The sequence below is a fragment of the Spirosoma terrae genome, from assembly GCF_010435915.1.
In the GTDB taxonomy this organism is placed as follows: Bacteria; Bacteroidota; Bacteroidia; order Cytophagales; family Spirosomataceae; genus Spirosoma; species Spirosoma terrae.
The window spans coordinates 194,554-216,471 of record NZ_JAAFZH010000012.1 but is presented as its reverse complement, the minus strand read 5'-3'; the positions used below and the strand labels follow the sequence as shown (position 1 = coordinate 216,471).

Here is a 21,918-nt window from a genome sequence, read left to right as displayed (position 1 = left end):
GCCGTAATGAATTAGAAACCAGCGCGTAAGCCAACCGTGATCGTGCGAGCATTACCAATCGTATTTCTGTCGACGCCCTGAGACGACGTACTATTGTTGCTATTCGCTCCGTTCGACGATACTTCTGGATCTGGACCTGGATATTTCGTCACGAGGCCAAGGTTCTGGCCGCTTACATAAACCCGCAAATTGCTGATTCTTGCTTTCGATGTTAGCGATGCAGGCAGTGTATAGCCTAACGAAACACTTCTCAGACGTAGGAAATCACCTCTAAACACATTGATGTCCAGCGGCATTGACGAACCATTTGATACGTTGTCGCCATAAACAGGCTTCGCATACTTCTTGCCGGTATCGCCTTCTTTCGCCCAGGCATCCGTTAACACATCTCTGTGGTTATTCCACCAACGCTGATCGTGCAGACCTGCATTCGTTCCATAGTATACATAGAAGCCTAGTTGGTAGGTCATCAGCACACTCAGATCGAAGTTTTTGTATTTGAATGTATTGTCCCAGCCACCATATTGCTTGGGAAGTACATTGGCATACATAACACCATCAGCCGCCTGCGTAATGCTGGTACCGCCGGTTGGGCTAACGTATCTCGTGGTGCCGTCTGGCGTTGTCGAATAGTTAAACTGTCCGGTAGGAGCGTAGTACTGATAGTATACGTTCTGGCCAGCCGAGTTCACGAAAATCCGTTTTCCCGTTGCTGGATCAACACCATTGGTGCGGACAACAAACAATTGACCTAACGAATACCCTGGAGCGGTTTGGTTAACGGTCTCAAGGCCGGTCGATCCACCAATGGTGGTTTGAAGAACGTTCAAACCAGGAGCCAGTGAGGTGACTTCGTTTTTATTGAAGGTGATGTTGAAGTTCGAATTCCACTGGAAGTTTCTGCCGTTGATTACGCGGGCATTCACCGAAAACTCTAACCCTTTGTTATACATCGTACCGATGTTTTGAGGTGGGTTTGTTGGAAGTCCAGCCGAAGGAGCCTGTGCTACGTATAGAATCAGATTGTTGATATCATTTTTGTAGTAGGCAACTTCTCCCGTAATCCGGTCATTAAATAAACCAAAGTTGAAACCAACATCTGTTTTCGTACTGGTTTCCCATGTCAGATTTGGATTACCGGCGTTCGAGAAATAAAGAGTAGAAGCACCACCGTATAAGCCAGAAGCATAGGTAGAGTAAGGCGTATAGTCGCCAATACCGCCAATATTACCCACTTTACCATAGCTACCCCGGATTTTGAAGCTGCTGAACACATTGTCCAGACGAGCCGCTTTCCAGAAGCCTTCCTGGGTAATTTCCCAACCTGCCGATGCGCCCCAGAATGTACCTTTTTTCTGCCCTAATGCGGAGTATTCATCCTGACGAATATTGGCGCTTAAGAAATATCTTTCTTTGAAGTTATAGTTTAAGCGGCCAAAACCTGATAGCAGGTAGTTCTCACCATAACTCATGCCAGTAGGGTTATTCGTCACCCAACCTGCCTGGATCTGGGTGTAAGCAGCATCCGACAATCCCTGACGGTTGATACCAAAAGCGCGCGATGTACGACGCTGTTGCTCCTGACCAACCAGCAAGCTTAGATTGTGGCTACCAGCAAAGGTCTTATCAAACTGGGCGGTGTTTGTCCATACCCATGTTTTGTAGTTACCATTAATAGCGCTGCCATACCCATTGTAGCTGAAGCCATCTCCCCCTTTGGGCGACCAGAAAATATCGTTGTTAACAAACAGATAATCGATACCGTAGCTACTTCTTAGGGTAATCCAGTCCAGTGGCTTGAACTGGAGGTATGCATTCGACTGGATGTGATTGCTTTCCGAGTTAGAGCGGTTATTCTCGAGGCTCACAACAGGGTTGTAGTACGATAGCGTACTGATGCCACTGATGTTGTTGGCCGAACCGATAGCTGGACCATTGGTATTGTATGAACCATCGTTGTTGTATGGAGCCAGAATTGGAGGCAGAACAACCGCCAGACGGCCTAATCCACCCGTATTGAATGCTTCGCCATACAAGGAGCCTGATGAGGTAGCTGCAAGGTTTTGCTCGTTCGAGTACGAAATTTTACCACCAATCGTAAATAGCTTGCTGAGTTTGCTATCTACGTTAAACAACGTATTGATACGTTGGAAGTCATTCTTTTTCAGAATACCTTCCTGGTTCGAATAGCCCAGTGAGAAATAGTAGTTGGTCTTTTCTGAGCCGCCAGACAGATTGATGTTATGGTTATGCGATACGCCCTGTCTGTAAACCTGATCGTACCACCGAGTGTCGATTGGTTTGCCGTTGGCATCATTCGTCTGCGTGTACTTGATCGCGCTGGCAGTAGGGTTATTAGCTACGGCCTGGGATTTAAAGCTTATATATTCCTGGGCATTTAACATTTCTGGCAAACGGTAGGCATTTGAAAAACCAACCCAGCCATCGTAATTCACTTTAAGAGCACCTGCTTTACCACGCTTCGTCGTGATGAATACAACGCCATTGGCAGCCCGAGAACCATAGATCGCCGTAGCAGCAGCATCTTTAGCTACGTCCATGCTCTCGATATCATTTGGGTTGATACTGGCCAGTGGGTTAGCTGGAGCACTTGTCGAAGAATAATCCCCCGTGAATGTAGGAACGCCATCAACAACGATTAAAGGCTGTGAGCTTAATGAGATCGAGTTTGTACCCCGGATCCGGAAAACAGGAGGGTTGTTCAATACACCGTTCGGAACCGTAATCTGAACCCCGGCTGTACGTCCGGCCAGACCGGCTTCAAAGCTCTGGATTGGCATGTTAGCGATAGCCGATCCTTTTACAGAACCAATACTACCTGTTGCATCCCGTTTGGTTTGGGTACCATAACCAATAACAACGATTTCATTTAGTTGTTGAGAGTCGCCAGCTAGTGCTACGTTCAGCGTAGAACGATTGTTGACTGCGACTTCCTGCGTTGTGTAGCCGATGAAGCTAAAGACTAACTGAGCATTGGACGGAGCTGAGATCCGATAATTACCCTGGGCATCCGTATTTGTACCCCGATTGCCTCCTTTTACCTGAATGGTCACTCCTGGAAGAGGAGAACCATCGTCTGATGAAGTTACGCGACCACTTACTGTTACATCCTGAGCCAGCGCAGGCAAACAGAATAGCAGTGAAAGCAGCCAGCTTCCTAATAAAATTTTGCGCATAAAACAGTAGTTGTTAGAAAAAAATAAAATTTCCGTAAACGGGTTACAAAGTTAGTACATGGAATTCTATATAATCAATTGTTGCCAAAGGATTTTTTGTGATATTCTTATGAGGGATAATAAATGAACATCCTGTCAGGGAAATTAAGTATATAATTTAGTGTTTATATACAATAACTACATTTTATGACTGCTCCGCTGCTGTTAGTAAATGATGGTCTGGTACTTCGCTGTTATACAGTCATATACAGTATATATAACTCTGAGTGACATATAAGTATCTAAATTTATAAATATGTGTACCTAAATAACAGGGTAGTTTTACTAATACCGCTACTAGTTTTAGATTAGACTGACGCTATCCATTCGTATCCTTAAAATTGTAATATTGTAAGATATTCTAGCTAGAGGGAGAGAAGAAAGTTGTGAGTTCAAATAGCTTTTAAAAAAATGCTATAGAATGGAGGATTTACCTTGTTAACAAACCGGCATCTACTACAAACTGCGATCCTGTTACGTAGCGTGCTTTGTCGGATGCCAGATAGAGAACCATATTTGATACGTCTTCAGGCTCAACCCACGGCACGGAAAGAAGATTGCCGGCCGATCGCTCGGCGATTTCCTGGGTAGTAGTTCCTTCCAGCGCTGCTAAACCGTCGTTCATGGGTGTGTTGACACCCGTAGGATGAATAGAATTAACCCGAATATTGTGTGGTGCCAGCTCAATCGCCCACGATTTTGTCAGCCCGACAAGCCCCCATTTTGAAGCCGCGTAGTGACTTAACCGGTTCATACCCCTTAGTCCGGCAATCGATGAGTTGTTGATAATAACCCCCGATTTCTGCTGGATCATAATCGGAATAATATGCTTAGCCACTAACCAGGCCCCCTTTAAATTAATATCGAGCATGGCATCCCATTCTTCTTCGGGAAGTTCGTGGGCGAGACCATAGGCACAAATTCCGGCGTTATTGAAGAGAATATCAATCCGGCCGAAAGTCGTAATGGCTAACTGAACCGCCTGTTTGATATCGTCGTTCACGCGTACGTCTCCCTGAACGGTAAGGCATCCCACGCCGAGTGATTCGATCTCCCGTTGAAGGGAAGTTAAATCGCTTTCTGAACCAAGGCTATATCCAGGGTACGACAAAGGCCTGGCTATATCGAAAGCAACTATAGCAGCACCTTCTTTGGCGAGTGCTACGGCTACAGCCCGACCCTGACCATGAGCCGCTCCGGTAATAAACGCTACGTTGTTCGTAAAATCAGGCATAAGTTACGGCTGGTTGGGCTGGGTTAATGGAAGATAGGGGTATAGGTAGTCGTCAATCGTTACGTTCAATACGTTATTGAATACATTGGTAGCGATCATCTGACCGGCAAAAGCCACTAAAATGACCACCTGCTGGTCGGTGTACTGCTCCGCAATCGGCTCATAGAGCGCATCAGGAATCTCTCCCTTGTTTTGGGCAATAGCGCTGCCGAAATTAATAACCGCCTGCTCATGATTCGTCAACTGGATATCCTCTGGTTTCTCACCATTGTCAATAATTATTCGCCGGAAGAACGTAGTGCAGAGCGGGCAATTGGAACCTTCTGAAATGGCGTGAGCAAACAGGTACGCCAGCCTGTCGCCAAGAATTTTTTTTACTTCTTCATACAATGGATACCATTGCATATAGACCTGAAACGCCAGCAGCGAACGTCCTAGCGTTGCTTTCATATTCGTAATACGACTGCCGGCATAATCAGCAACGTGTTCATCAAAAGCTGCCTGTACGTCAGGCGTTGTCTCATCGGCTGGTAGGGGAGTAATACGGGGCATGCGTCGAGATTTTAAAAGTTACTTACAGTTTACTCAATCGTTCGGCAGCATCCAATAAAATAGCGTCGTCTTTGGCAAAGCAAAAACGCAGCATTTGATAATCATTTTTCTGACGATAGAACACCGATACCGGAATAGAAGCTACGCCAATTTCTTTTGTTAACCGGACGGCCAGCTCATAATCAGGCTCATCGGTGATGGAAGCGTATGACACAGTCTGGAAGAAGCTGCCTTCCGCTGGTTTAATCGTAAAACGCGATTGCCGAAGCCCTTCCAGAAACAGATCCCGTTTGCGCTGGTAAAAGTTAGGCAATTGTTGGTAGTGTTCGGGATTTTTTAAATAGTCAGCCAGTGCGTGCTGGATAGGCGTTACGGTGCTGAAGGTCAGGTATTGATGTACTTTCCTGAACTCAGTGGTCAGTTCTTTTGGCGCAAAGCAGTACCCAACTTTCCAGCCCGTGATGTGAAACGTTTTCCCAAATGAACCGACAACAAATGTTCGCTCCTGAAGAACCGGGTGAGTCATAAGCGACAGATGAGTATGCTGGTCAAACACAATATGTTCGTAGACCTCATCGCTGACAATCCAGATGTCGCGATCGTGAACCAGATTGGCCAGTTGCTGAAGATCGTCGGCCGTCCAGACCCGTCCGGTTGGATTATGGGGCGTATTGACCAGGATAAGACGAGTCTTGTCGGTTATTTTCTGACGTACCGTTTCCCAGTCAACCGTATAATCGGGAGGAGTTAACGTAACGTATACCGGGATACCACCGTTTAATTCTATCGCTGGAACATAGCTGTCGTAAGCGGGTTCAAAAACAATGACTTCATCCCCTGGACGTACCACTGCCGTAATGGCAGCAAATAGCGCTTCGGTGGCGCCAGACGTAACAGTAATTTCCGTTTCCGGGTCGTACGTAACGCCGTAGAGGTCAGCGGTTTTTTGGGCAAGAATTTCACGTAGTGCCGGAACGCCGGTCATGGGTGCGTATTGATTGAATCCGTTTCGCAGATAGCGCTCTACCAGCGAAACGAGTTCGGGCGAACAGTCAAAACCAGGAAATCCCTGCGATAAATTAATGGCATTATGTTCGGCCGCCAGTTTTGACATGACGGTGAAAATAGTTGTCCCAACGTGCGGAAGCTTCGATTGAAGCCCGGCTTTTGTACTTGTGTTCATGAATACGATTTATCAGGGCAATAGCTCGTGTAATGACAGTTGAACGAAATACAAATAGGGGTCCAGATCGTTCGGTTGGTTCAGTACACGCAATAACGTAACAGTATAGGTACGCTGGCAAATCCAGATTTCTACAAAAAAGGTATTCACCGCGTAGAGATGGAGCCAGAAGCCAGGTATTTGTCGCGTTACCAGTAGGTGTCCCTGCTGCCAGACGGCATCCAACTGATCCTGATACGTTAGGTTATGAAAACGAGTTTCCGGATTGGGGTTCTGGTCGCTACGCATAGTTGTTAAATCGTGTATCAATGATCGCCGTATCGTTTTTCGCCCGCGTTGACAGTCAGTGTCAGCTTGTTTTGCTTGGGTGGCAGTGGGCACGTAGCGTAGGGTGTAAAGGCGCATGGAGGATTGATGGCCTGGTTAAAATCAAGAACCGTAGTGCCGTCGGGGCCTGGTTTGTCGGCATACAAAAATCGGCCTGACCCATAGGTTTCATGCGTATTGGTCGCGTCGCCAAACAGGATAAAGAGCTTCTGACCTTCGCCAACGGCGTCTAGCCGATACGTTTGACCGTTTCGTTCAAAAACGAGTGTACCAGCCAGAGGTTGTTGCGAGGTGAGGCCAAGCACATCGAGAATGGGGATAGTTTTGGGCGTTGCAGGCTTTTCAACGCGAGCTTTGACCTGCCAGCTTTGATCGACAGGGAAACGCTCTACGCCCTGAAACTCCTGTAAGTATGGACTGTTCAGGTCGCGCAACCGAATGCCGTATTTATCCCCGCGTTTAATAATAAACCAACGTAATGAGCCGTGAGCTAACGTTACCGGCTTTTCGTCTGGTTTGAAAATAACGGTTGATTCAGTTACTGGAGTGTTGTTGGCCGATACGGTTGCTCCTTTAGCAGGGACAAAGCGCACAATGCCTTTTTCGAGATAAAGCTTTCCCAAATCGGCCGGAGCATCGGCCACGGGAAAAGCAATGTCGAAGTCTGTGCCACGGCCAAGTGAGTTTTTTCCCTCCGACAGCCAGAACAAACCCGCCAGATTGAGCCAGCCGTTCTCGCTTTTCAGGGACGTAATACGCTCCTGATGCCACTCATTTATTTTTTGGCGATAGGCCGGATCATCGGCAACCCGAAAGCCGCTTAGAGCGATGGCCAGACCCAAGCCGATAGCTGAGCCCCAGCGCGCGTAAAGGAGGGTAGAGGAGAGTGATTTTCGTTTCATAGTTTTTCAAGTTGTAGTTTATGGTTGACGAATTGGTTCAGCTTAATGGGCAATGCCATATACCAGTCGGAAGTAGCGTTTCTGTATGAGCGAGAAGTAAGCCCAGACAGATAAACCGCCTATGTAGGCCAGAATAATCAGCATTGGATCGCCCAGAAGGATGTACAGACCAAGCCAGAGCACAGCTAGTCGGGCTATTTCTGGATACAATACCCACTGTCGTTGCTCGAGCAAAGCACCGCAGTTGATCAGAGTCAGCAGAATGAATAGGGCTATACTGATTTTCAGGGGCCAGGACACATAGTCTTCAAAAAGCAGATAGCTGAATAAAATTAGCAAAATACCCGTGAGTTGACCGACGACGTACCCTTTAAATCGTCGGCTAGAGGCACGCACCGAGGAACGTAGCAGCAACTTGGCCTCTAAACCGTTACGGATCGTTGGATCAACAGCGTCGGGTTTATCGAACAGGAGTTTGATTTTGGCCTGTATCCCTGGTGTTCGGTGAACCTGAGTTAGCAGCTCAAGCAGAAAGTGGAACTGTTGCCAGAGAAAACTATGGCTGTCGAGCTGTTTGGTTAAGCCATAAACAGGCTCCTCTTTTTCTTCGATAAACGTACCAAACAATTTATCCCAGAAGATAAATACGTCACCGTAGTTTTTGTCCAGATAGTCGGGATTACTGGCGTGGTGAACACGGTGATGGGAGGGCGTAACAAATACGTATTCAAGCCAGCCGAGTTTTCCAACGGTACGTGTATGAATGAAAAAGGGATACAGACCGTGTACCAGCAGCATAGTTGTAATCATTTCAGCGGGAAAGCCAATAATAGGTAGCACCGACCAGAAACCAGTACGGACGATGGCCTGAAAAACCGTGATCCGGGCCGAAACCGTATAATTGAAATCTTCACTCTGATGGTGTACGACGTGAACCGCCCAGAATACATTGATTTCATGAGCCAGCCTATGATACCAGTACCAGACAAAGTCGGTTGCCAGAAGAAGGCATATCCAGGTCCAGGCGTTCGATTTAATGTCAAAAATGGCGTAGTGTCGGTGCAGATAATCGTAAACGAAATAAAATACCCCGACCGTAAAACTGTCAATTAGCCGTTCGGCAATCCCGACGTTGAGATTCGCAACAGAGTTGTTAAATGAAAAATACGTTTTCTTCTGCCATCTTGAAACAATGTATTCCAGTCCAATAAAAAACAGGAAGAAAGGAACCGCAAAGGCAAGCCAATTAATGTGCATATAGATCAATTACTGGTTGATTTTAGTAAGGTAAAAACAGGAGAAAGGGCTATGGATCTCCTGACGTATTGGTATGGCTCAGTCGCCATTTTATATACTTTTAATGATTATTGTCTATAGGATAAGTATTCTTTTCGGTTAAATAAAAAGAGATTTTTCGCAAACTTATTGGTTTTTAGTCGTGAAGCAATTTACGATGCTTATTTTTTTAGAATTACGACTCGACTGATTACCGATAATGGCCAACTGAACCGCAATTGAGTTAGGGTGTATAGCTGCAAAAGAAAACCGGACAACTAAGGCGGATTGGGCAGCGGAAGCCGTTAATAACTTATTCTGGTGGTGGGGAACTAGGGCGGCTTATTCAGACTGTTATAGTAAACAACCAAGGTTAGCTGCTTTAATCGGACAGCTTGGCCTTATAGCGAGACTTCTATTCGATACTAGATACTATGCGGGTTTTAATCGTTGAGGATGAATGGGAGGTGGCGTCGCTTATAAAAACGGGGTTAGAGGATTACGGATTCGTTGCCAATACGGCTGGTGACGCTATGGAAGCTCAGCACAAGCTGGCCGAAAATGAGTATGATATCGTAGTTCTCGACGTAAATCTGCCTATCATTAACGGATTTGATTTATGTCGGATGATTCGTAACCGCTACGAGAATCTGCCAATCCTAATGCTGACCGCGTTAGGTAGTACGGATAATAAGCTAAGTGGCTTTGATGCCGGCGCCGACGACTATCTGGTGAAACCCTTTGAATTCAGGGAGTTAGTAGCGCGTTTGCGAGCCTTAACCCGACGTAACGCCAACCAGACAGCAGAGCCGCAGATTCTTAAAATTGCCGATCTGGAATTGAATCAACAGAGCAAAACAGTACGCCGGGGGAATCATAAGATATTGTTGACAGCCAGAGAGTTAGCGCTGCTGGAGTTTTTTCTTAAAAATCAGAATCGCGCCCTGACCCGTAATGAAATTACTGAACACGTCTGGGATCTGAATTTCGACACGGGCACCAACGTAGTGGACGTATATGTCAATTATCTGCGCAAAAAAATAGATAAGGATTTCCCGCTGAAACTGATTCATACCATTAGCGGCATAGGGTACATTATGCAAGCCACTGACGATTAGCCATGAAAATCCGTGCCCGCCTTTCATTGACCTTTGTTGGGGTTGTTGCAGGCATTCTGGTTCTATTTTCCTGTATTGTTTACGCTACTTCCGAATATTACCGGCAACGCGATTTTTATCTGCGATTGAGCGATAAGGCCCGAACAACAGCCCGCCTGCTGCTCGACGAAGACGAAATTACGACCCGTCAGTTGCGGATTATCGAACAAAACAACCTCACGGCTCTCCCCGAAGAGCAGATCAATGTGTATGATCAGGATAACCAAATGGTCTACGCAACACGGGATAGCGCGATCATAAAACCCGAGGCTCTCAATCAGATTCGTAAAAAGAAAGAGGTCTTCTTTCGACAGAAACGAAAAGAAATCGTCGGGTTTATTCATCGGCATAACAATCGGGAATATATTCTGGTAGCCTCAGCTTACGACCAGTACGGTCTGGAGGAGATGCAGCACCTCGGGACGATCATGGTTATTGGCCTGATCTGTAGTCTGGCCTTGATGGGTGCCGTTGGCTGGGCCTACGCTGGCCGATCGTTACGTCCTATTTCTGACGTGATCCGGCAGGTTGATCGTATAACCGCTTCCAACCTGAATCAGCGCGTTACGGCTGGGAACGACAGCGACGAAATTGCCAAACTGGCCCATACCTTCAACCTGATGCTCGACCGGGTCCAGGAAGGGTTCGAGATGCAGCGCAATTTTGTGTCGAATGCCTCGCATGAACTCCGTACTCCGCTCACCATTATTACCGGTCAAATAGAAATAACATTGCTGAAGCGACGTACGGTTGAGGAACACGAAGCGAAGTGGAAATCGGTACTCGAAGTGATCCAGCGGATGAACAAGCTGACCAATAATTTACTGGAGCTGACGTTGGTAAGTCTTGAGTCTACGCCGTTGAAATTCAGTGAAGTATCCATTGATGAAGTTATTTATCAGGCTTCGCAGATGCTCATGAACCGGCAGTCGGACTACTCGGTGGTTTTCTCCTTTGATGGAAAGGTGGAGCAAGTTCAGCCCTCACTGACTATTGAAGGGAATAAATCATTGCTCTATTCTGCGTTCTTCAACCTGATGGAGAATGGCTGTAAGTTTTCCGACAATAAACGAGTAGAGGTTACGCTCAGCGCTAACGAGCGCTGGGTAGCTGTTGAAATTAAAGACGAAGGCGTTGGTATTCTGGAATCAGATATCAAAAGCATTTACGAACCATTCTTCCGGGCCGAAAATGTCAAGCGCATACATGGGCACGGCGTTGGCCTGCCCTTAACGTATCGGATTATTCAGTTACACCACGGCCATATCAACGTAGCGTCGCAGATTAACAAAGGCACTACCTTCAGCGTACGGTTACCCAAGCGTTTCTAATCGATTTCTAATCGACTTCTAATTGGTTTCTCATTACCTTCTAACAGATCACTAATTCTTGTGGTTATTCTGGATTTTAACTTTGTTGGGTAAGAAACTCTATCCACTGATAGAATCAGTTTGAGTCATGTACAACAATGGTAGAAGAACCGGAAAATTAGTCAATTGGCTCACCGTATGGGGACTCATTGTTAGCTGTATTGCCTTTAACCGATATGTTGATTATCAACAGCAACGACAGCAGGGAAAATGGTACCGCGCTCAATACAAGGCCGAAAGCCGCCGTGTGGATTCATTACTGATTGAAAAAAGACGCTTAGAGGAGCGCCTGCGCAAGCTGGAAAACTCTGAAAATCCAGACGTATCAACCGTTCAAAACACTGATGTACGGCCAGAGACGATTGCTTCGAACGAATTGTAGAAGGAAACTTGAGCAGTTAAAACTCAACGACACGTAATGACAAATACACAAAAGAAGGTTTTTTTTGGCCTGGACCTGAGTAATATACAAGGCGACATTCGGGGCGGGGCTATCTCGTTTCTGGTTGCAGTGCCTTTGTGCTTAGGCATAGCACTGGCTTCGGGCGCTCCACTGTTTGCGGGCATTATTGCCGGAATCGTGGGCGGTCTGGTTGTGGGGGCCTTTAGCCGATCGTCCCTGAGTATTTCAGGGCCAGAGGCTGGGTTAATTATCGTAACCTTGGGCGCTATTCAGGCGCTTGGATCGTTTCCGGCCTTTTTGCTGGCTACCTGTATCGCTGGACTTCTCCAGATTGGGCTGGGTTTTGCCAAAGCGGGTATGGTCAGTAATTTCTTTCCGTCTTCGGTGATAAAGGGAATGCTGGCTGGTATTGGCATTATTTTAATCATCAAGCAGTTGCCGCATTTGGTTGGGTATGACGCTGATGCCGCCGAAGGATTGGCTCTTTTCCAGCCCGGCGGGTTTAACATCATCGAACAGCTGCACATGGCCATCAGCCAGTTTAGTGGAGTTGCCATTTTGATCTCGATCTTGTCCTTGGCCGTGTTTTATATCTGGGAGCGCCCAACGCTACGTCAGCACCCCATTATCAAGAACGTACCAGCTGCGTTGGTGGTAGTTGTGCTGGGGATTTGTATCAATGAACTCGTGCGTAGTAGCTTTCCAGCATGGGCGTTACGTGGCAACCATCTGGTGCAGTTGCCCGTTCCGGAAAGTGCGGCCGCCTTTCTCAACCTATTTACATTTCCCGATTTCTCGCAGTGGAACAACCCACTGGTCTATACATCCGCTGTAGCGATTGCCCTGGTGGCTAGTCTGGAAGCTCTTCTGGCTATCGAGGCTTCTGATGAGCTGGATCCGTTGAAACGGAAAACACCAACCAACCATGAGCTTAAAGCGCAGGGAATTGGCAATCTGGTTAGTGGTATGATAGGCGGTATTCCGCTGACATCAGTTATTGTGCGGAGTTCGGTCAGTATTAATGCTGGCGCACGGACCAAACTAGCGGCTCTGGTCCACGGTACGTTGCTATTGGTATGTGTTGTTACGTTGCCGACATTATTGAATAAAATGCCCTGGGCTAGCCTGGCTTCGATTCTGTTGGTAACGGGCTACAAGCTGTCGCGTATTGACATTATCAAAGGCGTTTTTGCGGAGGGAATCGAGAAATTCATTCCATTTTTGGTGACGGTTATAGCTATTTTGCTGACCGATCTGCTGACCGGAATTGCAATCGGCATGGTAGCAGGTATATTCTTCATCCTGCGTGCTCACTACCTGAATGCCCACCGCGTTCGTACGAACTGGGACAGTGACAGCGATAGAACGCACATCTACGTAAAGCTCGGCGACCACGTATCGTTCCTGAGCAAGGCTCGTCTGATGAAACTGTTGAAAAATGTGCCCGACAATTCGATTCTGGAGATCGACGCTACGTCGTCTTCGTTTATTGATTCAGACGTCATTCAGGCCATTCGGAATTTTGGGATGGCGGCCAACCAACGTAACATTCAGCTTGTGTTTTTAGAAAATCGGGATGAAGATTTCCAGATCAGGTACTCACGTTCTGAGGTCGAATTGGAAGTTTTCGACTAGCTGTAGAGAAGCAGGTAATTGGGTAAACTAGTGATAAGTAGACGATGCGTGCCGTTCTGTTATCATTAACTTTACCCAATTACCTGCTGACTCTCTTTGCTCCCGACATCATATTCTCTCTTGCCAAAAGCTCGATTCGCAACCTCCCGGAATGTCTTCTGGGAGGTTTGCTTTTGGGGTACTGAACAACTACAGTTTTACCTGGATCGTTACGTAGACGCTACGTCCATCGGAGGGTAAAATACCGGGGCCGGGGTAGCCGGTAGCCCGTCGGGTAAAATAGGCGCGGTTGGCCAGATTATTCAGGCTGGTCTCAATCCGAAACTTACTGAACTGATAGGATAAACTGGCATCCATGATCGCGTAAGCCGGAATAAGACCGATAACGGCCGAAACCCCGCCATTGCGGGCATTCGTTGCGTCGGAAAACTGGTCAGACAGATAGGTATATTGAAAAGAAGCTTTCAGATTTTTATAGCCTAATCGAAGCCCGCTTTTCAGGTTCACATCCGGCACAAACTCGACCTGGTTGCCCGCTACGCCTACAATTTCGCTGGCTCTGTATTCCGAATGAATCAATGCTACGTTCGCAAAAACAACCCCGCTCAGGTGCTGATTGGCAGGATTGGCCAGTCGGAGGAAATCGGCTTCGGCGTAGGATTCAATCCCCATGATAATTGCCTGACCAATATTGCCCCGACGACGAAGAACCCGATCCTGTTCATCGTAGAACTGAACTTCGCCAATACGGTTGTTATAGTTGAGATAAAAGGCGCTGACATCGAAATTATACAGCGTGGTTTGTGTGCTACGTATCCCCACATCAAGCGAGTAGCCTTTTTCGTCCTGCAAATTAGGATCGATGACCGACGAGGGATTCGCAATACGCATATCGCTAAAGGTGATTGAGCGATAGTTTTGGGACAGGTTTCCGTAGATATCCAGCGAGCGGGTTGGTTTATAACTGACGCCAATCCCTCCCAGTAAAAACTGTCGTCCGTTGGTTCGATATTCATTGGTGCGGGTCGAATTGATGATATTACCCGCCAGATCCCGCGTAACAGTCCCGTAAAAGCCGTCGGCAGTAGTATGAATGTATTCGAACCGGATACCCGGCGTGATCGATAGCTTATCGCCCAGGTAAAGAATATTTTCTGCAAAAAGGGCTACGTTTCGGTTGGGAAACTGGTAGTCTGATAAAATGGCCTGCTGGTTATCAACGAAGGTAAAATTGGCATCGCGTCCCGTACTGCCCAGCCCCTGAATATTATGATTATACCCATGATAATAGCGGCTACCAGCCAGGAGCACTCCCTGCTTTTTACCGACGTAATACCGTTTCAGATACCGCACTTCGGCACCCCAGTTCTGAAAATCGCCTTTAATCAGATCGCGCTCGCTGTTGTCGTCGACGCTCGCGACCCGGTTAGGCCGAAATCCTAATGAATAGCGATAGGCATATAGACCAAAAAGCCGGACATTTACTTCATTGTTGGCGTTCAGCTTATGATCAAGGTGAAGGGCGGGCATTGTCCAGTTGACCTTAAACCAGTTTCGTTCCCGATTACTCTGGCGAGGATTCGCCCGAAACATATCGTCTGTCAACCCACCCGGCTGTTGCGCCAGATAGCTCATCTGAGTCATATCGAACCCCAGCGTTGTTTTTTCCGAGAAACGGTAGTCTACATCGGCATAAGCCGTGTAGTTGGTAAAGTGAGAATTGGGCCGCCAGCCGTTGCCCTGCTTATACTGGAAGAATGAGTAATAACTTAATTTTCCAACGGTTCCACTGATGCTGGTGAACGTATTGTAGAAGCCAAAGGAACCGGCAGTCTGCCGAACGACCAGCTCAAAGGGCCGATTCTGCGCCGGCTTTTTCATGACGAAATTGAGCAGTCCGCCAAACTGAGTGCCATATTGGAGGGAAGCCGCCCCGCGCACAATCTGAATGCGGCCAACGGCTTCGGTAGGTGGGGTGTAATAGCTTTCGGGATAGCCCAGCGCATCGGCGCTGATGTCGTATCCATTCTGACGAACATTGAAATTAGAGCTACGATTTGGGTCAAGTCCGCGACCGCCCACGCTGAGCTGAAGCCCGGCCCCTTCGTTTTCCCAAATATTTAGTCCAGCCACGCGTGCATAAATCTGGCGGGCATTATTGGTCGATAAGTTGGCTACCAGTTGGTCGGGAATGATCACTTCAGATTTTTTGCCTTCATATATTCCCATGCTTTCAACCCCCCGCATCCGGGTGAAGCCAAAATCAGACTGTTTATCCGTAACAGTCACTTCGTTCAGCGTTTCGTCCCGATTGCTGATCCAGATGGTTAATTGCTGATTGTGATCGGAAACAGTTGTCGTTTGTCGGGCTGCTCTAAAGTCGGTACAACTGGTGTGGATCGTATAGTCGCCAGCCGACAAATTGGCAAACAGGAATCGGCCAGCCTGATCGGTTGTGGTGGTACGTTTGCCGTCATTTAAATAAACCGTACAGCCGCCGACTGCAGTGCTATCGTGTCGGCTTTTTATCGTTCCGGAAAGCTGATACTGAGCCAGAACGCTTGTGCTGATGCCCAGGAAGAAAAAACTAAAAACCGTAAATTTTATCATCGAGAGAAGTAATCCATGATTTGGGTGCGAACGTGTCCTGTTCGCGGGCCAGATCAATTGTAGAATCAACGAGCGGTTTTCCCAATCGACCGTTGAGCGCTACGTAGGAGTCGACGTAAACGTGTGGGTCATGAAAACCATGTTGAGCATAATAATCCCGAAGCATGTGGGCGTATTGCAGCAGCATATCGGGTTGTGTCGACATCATTTTCTCCTGCAGGGGAGTCAGAAATTCCGTGTTGTTGACAATCGTTCGATTGCCCCGGTCGTCGCTAACTGTAAATTGCGCGTAGCCCGCTTTTTCCATCAGCATGACCCGCCACGAAAACCGATACCCCTGCTCTGTCCAGAACAACTCGCCCGGATAAAGCAGATAGCGGAATGGAAACAGGAACTGAATCACAAAGAAAATGGCCAGCAGGCTACGTATCGTCTGACCCGCAATGGGCTGATACGTAAACGAACGGTGTGGGCGCAAAAAATGAGCAGGCATCTGTAGCCATGACCCGATCCGACGAAGCACGGTTATGTGAAAATCGTCTGAAAAGAAAATCAGTGCCGTTACGATCATAATATAAGGGAACATGCCAATGGGAAAGAGCAGGGCTGTTAACCCATGAAAGCCAACCACAGCGGCATAGGCCCAGGGGCGCGTTCGCCGGTTCCACAGCAGAAACGGAATGCTCAGATCATATAGGCAGCCAAACCAGCTAAATGCATAAGGTATCCAACTGTAGTTGAAGAGAAAACCGAGGATTGGTAGATCGTTATGAGCCGGAAGCCAGATACGTAACGGTTGTGCATGTAGCAGCCAGTCGCTGTTTAGTTTGGCCAAACCTGCATAGACGTACAGAATGGATACAAACAGCCTGAGTGAGTCGACACACCAGGCCGGAACCTGGTCAGAAAGCAACGTCCGATTTCGGTAGGCATCGACGGAGAAGTAAGCATGGGCTGGCAGCACAATGAGCAGTAGGCAAATCATACTGGTGAAGTAGTAATGATTTAGATACGTGCTCTTGTCAATCAGTTCGATATACGTAAAGCTGAGAAATAAACTGGTTATCGCGAGTCGATAGAATAAGCCAACGGCTACCAGTAGCGCCGATAGGCCACAAATGGCAAATACTACGTACGTATTGTGTCCAAGTGGTTTGACAAACTCAAAGCCATAGAACGGGAAGAAAAAACGCGGGTTGATATATAGCTCACTAATCCAGCCTTTGCTCCAGAAACGAACAATGCTTCCGAATAACATCAGGCCAAATGCTATTCGGAAGAGAGCCAAAGGTGCCGCTGAAGTGGTTCGGTGGAAGTAAGGCTTCATATAGCGTTTTCAGGTTTTCAGCTGGGAAGTTTTTAATAGTCAGGTTGCATAGCCAACTACGGAAAACTTGCCAACTGAAAACGCTAAAGGGATTTAATCACCATCGTTGTCGGTATACGTAATGGTAATACTCATGGCCGTGGTCATATCGACTTTAAGCATCCGAACCGCTTTCTGCATTTCGTTATATACCTGAACTACAGCCGTGTTATTGGTTTTGATGTCGTCGTAGAGAACGGGTTTCAGTGCATTAAGCTGATTGGCCGACGTAGTAAATTGCTGATTGATAATGTCGGACAGCGACGAACCTGTGCGGCTGTCTTTGGCGCCAAGACTATTCAGGTACGTTTTCAGACCGGGCCCTTCCTGACCAGTTTTAACACTTTTACCATTGAAGAAATCAACCACAGCCTGATGCGCCACCTTAGCCAAGGTCAGCGACAGGTCCTTTTTGTAAAGCGATTCGATGGTTTCGGGGTTAGCCGTTCCATTGGTCATAGCGCCCGATGGAATGCCAATTTTGCCCGAACGGATATAACGTTCATAATGCAATACGTAGCCATTTACCAGTTTGGAGGTCGAACAACCTGCGTCCAGACTCGTGCAATTGATGAATGTATCCCGATAGCCACCCGTCCATTCACCGTAAACTGCCGTGAAGATGGTGTTCATCTGCCCCGTGAGCCGTTTCAGATAGGCAATCCGTTTGGCAGCATCCGTTGCGGTCGTGTAGCGAGCCAGAATAGCATCGTCGGTTGTACCAAGGCCATTGAGCAGGTAATCGAGAGCCGGAAACCCCTGGCGTGAATACGATAAAGGCGTTTCAAAAGTACCTGAACCGGCAGCGATGTAATCTTCGATTCCCGTTACGTTGGTCGGGTAAATATTGAAAAAGTTACGGATGGTATGTTTTTCGCCCGGCCCCACATCGAACAGCTCCACTTTTTGCCACTCGGTGTAGGCGTCGATCCAGGCTTGCCGAAAGTCTGCCAGGGTCGTTTTATCGGGTTTAGCCGTAAATGCATCGGCTTTCGTCAGCATAGCATCCAGTTTACCCTTGAAATTGGCATAACTGGGAAGAATAATGTTATCGGCTATATTGGTTAGCATAGCCTTACGATCAGCACCAGCCTGATCGGTGGGTGGGGTTGGTGTGGGCGAATCAGTATCACCAGACGTCGAACAGGCCCAGATAGCCAACACGATAGCGCCGATAGTACCAATTTTTCGCCAGCTAAATTGTCTCATAGTCTAAAAACAGAAGTAGAGCGATACGTTACGTACCGCTCTGTAATACTTACTTTCGAAGCTGTTTGATAGCTAGCCAGCAATCTTAAATTGAGTTCTGATTGCGGTAGCGGCTGCGTCGATTTTGGCGTTGGTTAGCCCCCAGAAACCATTGGATGCTCCAATCAGATTAACGAGAACACCATCGGAGAAAGTAGCATCTCCGCCGTTGAGTTTAGCATAACGAAGGCTATAAATGAAGCCCAAACCTTCGCCCATAGCGTGGGCTGCGGCTGCTACGTTGGTTCCGGCTGTTTTCCATTTGCCCAGATAGCCCAGCGCGGCATTGGCAACTGCCTTTTCCATTGCCGACCGCAGGAAAGTGGCCTGCGCTTTTAACGTAGTGGCATCGTTGTTGACAATAGCGGCCCGACCCGTCAGAAGGGCTTTATGTATTTTTGGAAAATCGTCTTTGTTGTATTCCCACAAATAAGAACCGATAAAACTTTCGCCCGACGACGTAGCGGTTGCTTTAGAGCCATAAATCGTGTTGGCCGTCAGAATGCCGTAAATTTCGTCCCAGTTCTGTTCTAACTGCGTATATTTTTTGCCCGCAACCACTGTCTTATTATCCAAAGCCAGATTCTTGTCGCTTAGCAATATATTACCGATGTAATCAAGCTGGAAAGCTCCGATCAGCCCTTTCTGAATGATCTGAGCCTGCTCGATCCCTTTCTCGTCAACCAGATACGTACCCAGTTTACCGGCTTTCCCTTCCGATGCTGTGGCCGATACCGATTTGCTGGCATTGGCAATGGCGGTGAATCCAGCTTCAATGGTTTGCCTTTCTTTTTCTGCATCGGCGCTAGAGAGCGACGAAGCCGTAACGCTACGTAGTTGAACGCCCGAGGTGTTCAGAGAAGCAAGCGTACCCGAGAAAGGGCTACTGGTATTAGCAAACATGTTTTTCAGGACGTTGGCGTCCAGCGTAGCACCGGTTCCAACGGCGGTTCCGTTGTAGGTATTGATGGCCCGGAACATGAGCAGGCGATTGCTGCCGTTTGTTAAATCGACGGTTTTAGCTCCCGCATCATCAACAAAGAAGTTAGCGTAGGTAGTAGTGTCGGTTAGTTTCGCGTAATCGATGGATTTACGGAGCTGGGGAGCAACTGTGTCAGGATTATCTGCCGTGTCACAGGAGGTTAGTCCAAGCGCGAGTAATACAACCGGCGCGAAACGGAAAATAGACGTAGCGTTAAACATTTTTGGTAGCGAGCGTTTCAACTTTAGAGCGTGAAATTCTCGCCAAAGTTATGTGTTATTTAGACTAAGTATAATCAAATGCGGAGTGAATTTTTTCTGTTTTGTTTAACTGGTTGATAGTGAATGAGTTTTGTTTTTGGTGTCAAGCAATTATGGGTGTGTTTTGTCATTCCTCCTGGGCCGATGGTGTAGCAGGAGGGATGACAAAGCACGCTAGGAAAACAAAAGTTTAGACAGGCTCGGTTAGCCGTTTTCTCGAATTAGCCTGATGTTTTTTGGATGAGAGAATAGGAGTGGGACGTATTCAAGTGTTACGTTGTTGGCGTCCAGTCCGTAAGCAGCATCTTCGTGTAAGGCTGTTTTTCGGATGAGGAAATAGCTTTTCATGATGATCTGTTGCATGAGTGGCAACTCATTTTCGGCAGATATGAAATTCTGAAATACGACGAATTTGAAGTCGCCCATAATGTTTTTCTGGTTGAGCGATTGATAGCGGCTGGTAATTTCTACTTCGTTCCGTTTCACCATATCCTCGACAACCAGACGGAAGAACAGATTCAGCCGGGGTTCGATGCGGAAACCCAGGTAGAACGTAATGAAGTACACGTCCTGAGTGGCCAGCGTCTCGACTTTGTATCGCATTGTAAATGGTTCATCTTCAACATGAACGTGCAGAAGCCAGTATACATCGGCCCGTTTTGGGGAGCGGTATAGAATAGACTCAATTGTTTCGGCTTCGATTTTGGCTGACGTTTCGGAGCCCGTCAGGTAAACAAGGTGAGTGGCGTATTTGGGAACAGTTGGGTCGTTACTCAGTTCCTTGAGCGTTTCGATAAAAGGTGGAAGCGGTTCGAACTTTACAAAGCTTCGTTTAAGCTGCTTGCCTTTATGCCAGAGCGTCATGACGGTAATCAGAATCATACCCAACAGGATTGAAATCCAGCCACCCTCTTCGAATTTGACGAGATTCGCAATCAGAAACGACGTTTCGATAGACAGAAATAGGGTCATAATGGCGAGTCGCAGCAGGGAATTGACACGCTTTATCCGTAAGTAGGCGTTCATCAGTACGGTCGACATCAGCATCGTTAACGTAACGGCCAGCCCGAAAGCAGCTTCCATGTTTTTGGATTCGCGGAAGTGCAGGACAACGCCAATACAGCCAGCCATCAGCAGCCAGTTGATTTGTGGAATGTATAATTGGCCCCGAAAATCAGTGGGGTAAATAACCCGTTGGCGGGGCCAGAAATGCAGTCGGATGGCTTCGCCAATGAGCGTAAACGAGCCGCTGATGAGCGCCTGGCTGGCAATGATGGTGGCTAACGTAGCAATACCGATGGCGAAAACAAGCAGGGAAGGAGGTACGATCTCATAAAAAGAGCTGGTAGGCCCAAGCTGTTTGCCCAGGTGTTGCATGAGCCAGGCCGATTGACCAGCGTAAGAGAGCAGCAACATGGTTTTTACGAAAACCCAGCTGACACGAATATTGCCTCGTCCGCAGTGTCCCATATCGGAATATAAGGCTTCGGCCCCGGTTGTACACAGAAACACCCCACCCAGCAGCCAGAAACCACCCGGATAGTCACGTAACAACGTAACAACATGCCACGGATTGAGCGCCCGCAGAACGCCTGGATGCTGTACCAACGATAGTAATCCCATAATACCGATAAAGGAAAACCAGACGAGCATAATTGGGCCAAAAAGACGCCCAAGCCATTGAGTGCCAAACTGCTGGGTAATAAACAGTAACACAATAATGACTAGTACGATGGGTACGGTGTCGAGTTTGGGGTAATAAATGAGCAGGCCTTCAATGGCTGACGAAACCGAAATAGGTGGCGTAATAATGCCATCAGCCAGTAGAAAACTACCGCCGATAATGGCCGGATAAAGCATCCATTTGCCGGTGTATCGCCGGATCAGCGTGTAAAGTGAAAAAATACCTCCTTCGCCGTTGTTATCAGCATTGAGGGTGATGATGACGTATTTGAGCGTAGTCTGGAACGTGAGCGTCCAGAAGACGGCCGAGAAGGCCCCCAAAACCAGATTTTCGGTCAGAATGCGGTCACCAAAAATGGCTTTATAGGTGTAGAGTGGCGATGTGCCAATGTCGCCAAAAACAATACCGATGGAAATCAGTAAGCCCTGAATCGAGACTTTGTTAAGATGCGAATGCGTTGATGTGCTGGTAGATAAGTTCATGCCGCAAAGTAA

The 21,918-nt window shown here is 47.5% G+C and carries 16 protein-coding genes; 4 read left to right on the top strand and 12 right to left on the bottom strand.

Features of this window, described 5'->3' with window-relative positions; translation table 11 throughout:
* Positions 1–11: 11 nt before the first annotated feature.
* The 7 genes from GK108_RS22705 to GK108_RS22675 all read right to left on the bottom strand — a co-directional run bounded on the left by GK108_RS22705 (position 12) and on the right by GK108_RS22675 (position 8,691).
* Complete coding sequence (locus GK108_RS22705) at positions 12–3,197, bottom strand: SusC/RagA family TonB-linked outer membrane protein (protein ID WP_163953441.1); 3,186 nt, start codon at positions 3,195–3,197, stop codon at positions 12–14.
* Between the two features lie 469 nt (positions 3,198–3,666).
* Entirely contained in the window at positions 3,667–4,470 is an 804-nt protein-coding gene (locus GK108_RS22700) for a mycofactocin-coupled SDR family oxidoreductase (protein WP_163953439.1), read from the bottom strand.
* 3 nt (positions 4,471–4,473) lie between these two features.
* The gene (locus GK108_RS22695; RefSeq protein WP_163953437.1) at positions 4,474–5,022 is read right to left on the bottom strand and encodes a carboxymuconolactone decarboxylase family protein; all 549 of its coding nucleotides are present in this window, start codon (positions 5,020–5,022) and stop codon (positions 4,474–4,476) included.
* Between the two features lie 22 nt (positions 5,023–5,044).
* Entirely contained in the window at positions 5,045–6,205 is a 1,161-nt protein-coding gene (locus GK108_RS22690) for a methionine aminotransferase (RefSeq protein WP_163953435.1), read from the bottom strand.
* 12 nt (positions 6,206–6,217) lie between these two features.
* The gene (locus tag GK108_RS22685) at positions 6,218–6,493 is read right to left on the bottom strand and encodes a hypothetical protein (RefSeq protein ID WP_163953433.1); all 276 of its coding nucleotides are present in this window, start codon (positions 6,491–6,493) and stop codon (positions 6,218–6,220) included.
* Positions 6,494–6,510: 17 nt separating this feature from the next.
* The gene (locus GK108_RS22680; RefSeq protein ID WP_163953431.1) at positions 6,511–7,434 is read right to left on the bottom strand and encodes a DUF1684 domain-containing protein; all 924 of its coding nucleotides are present in this window, start codon (positions 7,432–7,434) and stop codon (positions 6,511–6,513) included.
* Between the two features lie 42 nt (positions 7,435–7,476).
* Positions 7,477–8,691, bottom strand: coding sequence for a sterol desaturase family protein (locus GK108_RS22675; protein ID WP_163953429.1), 1,215 nt, complete (start codon positions 8,689–8,691; stop codon positions 7,477–7,479).
* Positions 8,692–9,143: 452 nt separating this feature from the next.
* On the opposite strand from GK108_RS22675, the gene GK108_RS22670 reads away from it, so the two are divergent.
* The 4 genes from GK108_RS22670 (at position 9,144) to GK108_RS22655 (ending at position 13,274) form a co-directional block, all read left to right on the top strand.
* On the top strand, positions 9,144–9,827 hold the full coding sequence (locus GK108_RS22670; protein WP_163953427.1) for a response regulator transcription factor: 684 nt from the start codon (positions 9,144–9,146) through the stop codon (positions 9,825–9,827).
* Positions 9,828–9,829: 2 nt separating this feature from the next.
* The gene (locus GK108_RS22665) at positions 9,830–11,197 is read left to right on the top strand and encodes a HAMP domain-containing sensor histidine kinase (RefSeq protein WP_163953425.1); all 1,368 of its coding nucleotides are present in this window, start codon (positions 9,830–9,832) and stop codon (positions 11,195–11,197) included.
* A gap of 127 nt (positions 11,198–11,324) precedes the next feature.
* Positions 11,325–11,618: a hypothetical protein gene (locus GK108_RS22660; protein WP_163953422.1), complete on the top strand. Its 294-nt coding sequence runs from the start codon at positions 11,325–11,327 to the stop codon at positions 11,616–11,618.
* Between the two features lie 36 nt (positions 11,619–11,654).
* A complete protein-coding gene (locus tag GK108_RS22655; protein ID WP_163953420.1) occupies positions 11,655–13,274 on the top strand; it encodes a SulP family inorganic anion transporter in 1,620 nt (539 codons plus the stop codon).
* Between the two features lie 189 nt (positions 13,275–13,463).
* On the opposite strand, the gene GK108_RS22650 is transcribed toward GK108_RS22655, so the two are convergent.
* The 5 genes from GK108_RS22650 to GK108_RS22630 form a co-directional block, all read right to left on the bottom strand.
* A complete protein-coding gene (locus GK108_RS22650; RefSeq protein WP_163953417.1) occupies positions 13,464–15,884 on the bottom strand; it encodes a TonB-dependent receptor domain-containing protein in 2,421 nt (806 codons plus the stop codon).
* Positions 15,862–17,211, bottom strand: a complete 1,350-nt coding sequence (locus GK108_RS22645; RefSeq protein ID WP_163953415.1) for an HTTM domain-containing protein — start codon at positions 17,209–17,211, stop codon at positions 15,862–15,864. Before GK108_RS22645 ends, GK108_RS22650 begins: the two co-directional genes overlap by 23 nt.
* Before the next feature lie 93 nt (positions 17,212–17,304).
* Entirely contained in the window at positions 17,305–18,459 is a 1,155-nt protein-coding gene (locus tag GK108_RS22640; protein WP_163953413.1) for an imelysin family protein, read from the bottom strand.
* Between the two features lie 72 nt (positions 18,460–18,531).
* A complete protein-coding gene (locus tag GK108_RS22635) occupies positions 18,532–19,722 on the bottom strand; it encodes a DUF4856 domain-containing protein (RefSeq protein ID WP_246225084.1) in 1,191 nt (396 codons plus the stop codon).
* A gap of 222 nt (positions 19,723–19,944) precedes the next feature.
* Positions 19,945–21,906 (bottom strand): KUP/HAK/KT family potassium transporter, encoded by a 1,962-nt coding sequence (locus tag GK108_RS22630; RefSeq protein ID WP_163953411.1) that lies wholly within the window; start codon positions 21,904–21,906, stop codon positions 19,945–19,947.
* Positions 21,907–21,918: the final 12 nt, after the last annotated feature.

Bases quoted from the DNA above. Each gene is read 5' to 3' on its own strand.
- GK108_RS22655 (WP_163953420.1), top strand. From the start codon at position 11,655: ATGACAAATACACAAAAGAAGGTTTTTTTTGGCCTGGACCTGAGTAAT.
- GK108_RS22660 (WP_163953422.1), top strand. From the start codon at position 11,325: ATGTACAACAATGGTAGAAGAACCGGAAAATTAGTCAATTGGCTCACC.
- GK108_RS22630 (WP_163953411.1), bottom strand. From the start codon at position 21,906: ATGAACTTATCTACCAGCACATCAACGCATTCGCATCTTAACAAAGTC.
- GK108_RS22670 (WP_163953427.1), top strand. From the start codon at position 9,144: ATGCGGGTTTTAATCGTTGAGGATGAATGGGAGGTGGCGTCGCTTATA.
- GK108_RS22690 (WP_163953435.1), bottom strand. From the start codon at position 6,205: ATGAACACAAGTACAAAAGCCGGGCTTCAATCGAAGCTTCCGCACGTT.
- GK108_RS22640 (WP_163953413.1), bottom strand. From the start codon at position 18,459: ATGAGACAATTTAGCTGGCGAAAAATTGGTACTATCGGCGCTATCGTG.
- GK108_RS22705 (WP_163953441.1), bottom strand. From the start codon at position 3,197: ATGCGCAAAATTTTATTAGGAAGCTGGCTGCTTTCACTGCTATTCTGT.
- GK108_RS22675 (WP_163953429.1), bottom strand. From the start codon at position 8,691: ATGCACATTAATTGGCTTGCCTTTGCGGTTCCTTTCTTCCTGTTTTTT.
- GK108_RS22685 (WP_163953433.1), bottom strand. From the start codon at position 6,493: ATGCGTAGCGACCAGAACCCCAATCCGGAAACTCGTTTTCATAACCTA.
- GK108_RS22680 (WP_163953431.1), bottom strand. From the start codon at position 7,434: ATGAAACGAAAATCACTCTCCTCTACCCTCCTTTACGCGCGCTGGGGC.
- GK108_RS22695 (WP_163953437.1), bottom strand. From the start codon at position 5,022: ATGCCCCGTATTACTCCCCTACCAGCCGATGAGACAACGCCTGACGTA.
- GK108_RS22645 (WP_163953415.1), bottom strand. From the start codon at position 17,211: ATGAAGCCTTACTTCCACCGAACCACTTCAGCGGCACCTTTGGCTCTC.
- GK108_RS22650 (WP_163953417.1), bottom strand. From the start codon at position 15,884: ATGATAAAATTTACGGTTTTTAGTTTTTTCTTCCTGGGCATCAGCACA.
- GK108_RS22665 (WP_163953425.1), top strand. From the start codon at position 9,830: ATGAAAATCCGTGCCCGCCTTTCATTGACCTTTGTTGGGGTTGTTGCA.
- GK108_RS22700 (WP_163953439.1), bottom strand. From the start codon at position 4,470: ATGCCTGATTTTACGAACAACGTAGCGTTTATTACCGGAGCGGCTCAT.